The organism is Chryseobacterium oranimense (assembly GCF_900129755.1).
Lineage (GTDB): Bacteria > Bacteroidota > Bacteroidia > Flavobacteriales > Weeksellaceae > Chryseobacterium > Chryseobacterium oranimense.
The window spans coordinates 1-1,826 of the sequence record NZ_FQWT01000015.1 but is presented as its reverse complement, the minus strand read 5'-3'; the positions used below and the strand labels follow the sequence as shown (position 1 = coordinate 1,826).

Here is a 1,826-nt window from a genome sequence, read left to right as displayed (position 1 = left end):
GGGTGCTTGGTGTTTTTTAATAAAAGAATAAATATGAGTTTAGATGTTTCTTTATATGAAAATAATGACTGTGTGTATGATTCAAATATTACTCACAATCTAACAAAAATGGCACATGAGTCCGGCTTGTATTATGCGTTATGGCGTCCTGAAGAAATAAACGCTTTTACTGCCGCAGATTTAATTCTGATCCTTAAAAATGGAATAGAAAACCTAAAGTCTGATCCAGAAAAATTTAGACAATATAATGCCTCAAATGGTTGGGGTAAATATGAAAATCTATTGTCATTTACTGAACAGTATTTAGTTGCATGTAGGAATAATCCTAATGCCAAAATTGAAATTAGCAGGTAATTAAAACGTGATGCTAGCATATAGGTAATGCGCTACAAGAAATAGATGTCTTCTGCAAAATGACAAAAGTAAGTAGAGAATCACGGTTCGATTCCGGGGGCGTCAACAAAAAATATAAAATGAGTGAAATAGGAAGTTTTACGGATGGATTAGATTATAGTGACGAAAGTTTAAATCAACAACAAACTAACGATTTTGAAGCTATAAAAAATATGTTATTAACCGGTGAAGAAACCGGACTTATCTTAGAGTTATTGTACGAAGCATTCAATCAGATCAAATTAGATCCTGAAATTACAATAAGTAAAGCGTGTGATAATGCGAGATGGGATTGGGATTGTTAAAATATTATTAAGGTTGACACTGGGAAAGACTAGAAAACGGGGCTAAGTGCAATTTAATAGAAATGAGGATTCACCTGAAAAGGTATTGTGTAAGTTCAAATCTTATAGCTCCACGAAGATTGATTTAATGCAGAGGGAAATTATTTTCATGGTTAATATTTAGTGATTTGGTGTCCCGCTGCTGTAATAGGTAGCGGGTATTTTTTATGGAGAGGATTAAATTATTTAATGAGGACAACCTGGAAGTAATGAAAAGACTTCCAGATGAAAGTATAGATGTGATCTGCATAGATCCGCCTTACTTGTATTTAAAAAATCAGAAGCTTGAAAGGCCGTTTGATGAACATAAGTTTTTCTCTGAATGCAGAAGGCTTTTGACTAAAAACGGATTCATTGTCATGTTTGGCCGTGGTGAAAGCTTCTACCGGTGGAATACAATACTTTCAGATCTTAAGTTTAATTTCAAAGAAGAAATTGTTTGGAATAAAAGACGCGTTTCGTCTCCTGTGTCAGCAATAGGCCGGGTTCATGAGACAATTTCAATATTCTGTAAAGGATCAGGGAAAATAAATAATGTTAAGGTATGTTATGGGGAAATGAAGGCTTTTGATCAGGATAAAGTATATGAGGATATAAAGCGATTAAAAGGTTTGTTCAATCGTGGTAGAGCGTATGATAAGGTTGTCGAGAATTTGAAGAAGGCAGATGCTAATATTGATTATTCACACGGAAAATTAGAAAATAATTATAAAACAACTCAACAGACTGATCAACCGTTAAGATGTATCTCAACGTATACATTATTAGCTCTTGAAAATGGAGTGAGGGAACAGACTATAATATCTGATAATGGAGGCCATTATTCCAATATTCACCCCACACAAAAACCTGTCCGCCTTTTAGAGCGTCTTTTAGCGCTTGTAATCCCAGAAACAAAACCACGTGAGGAAATTGTAATTGCTGACTTTTTCGGAGGCTCTATGAGCTGTATGGAAGCTGTACACAATATGGGAATGCAGGGAATAGCCTGTGAGATTGATCAGGAATATTTTGAACTTGGAAAAACAAGGATTGAAAAACTACAGCCATTGCAACCTGAATTGTTTAGGTAGCGGGGTTTTTAATTTA

Annotated in this window: 3 protein-coding genes; all 3 read left to right on the top strand. The window is 34.8% G+C overall.

All coding sequences use genetic code 11. From position 1 onward, the window contains the following. A partial coding sequence (locus BUB03_RS21525; RefSeq protein ID WP_228417963.1) for a hypothetical protein occupies positions 1-354 on the top strand: 354 nt, incomplete at its 5' end. Positions 355-473: 119 nt separating this feature from the next. Further along, on the top strand, positions 474-698 hold the full coding sequence (locus BUB03_RS21520; protein ID WP_139258957.1) for a hypothetical protein: 225 nt from the start codon (positions 474-476) through the stop codon (positions 696-698). Positions 699-946: 248 nt separating this feature from the next. Then, positions 947-1,810, top strand: a complete 864-nt coding sequence (locus tag BUB03_RS21515) for a DNA-methyltransferase (RefSeq protein WP_228417961.1) — start codon at positions 947-949, stop codon at positions 1,808-1,810. Positions 1,811-1,826 lie beyond the last annotated feature (16 nt).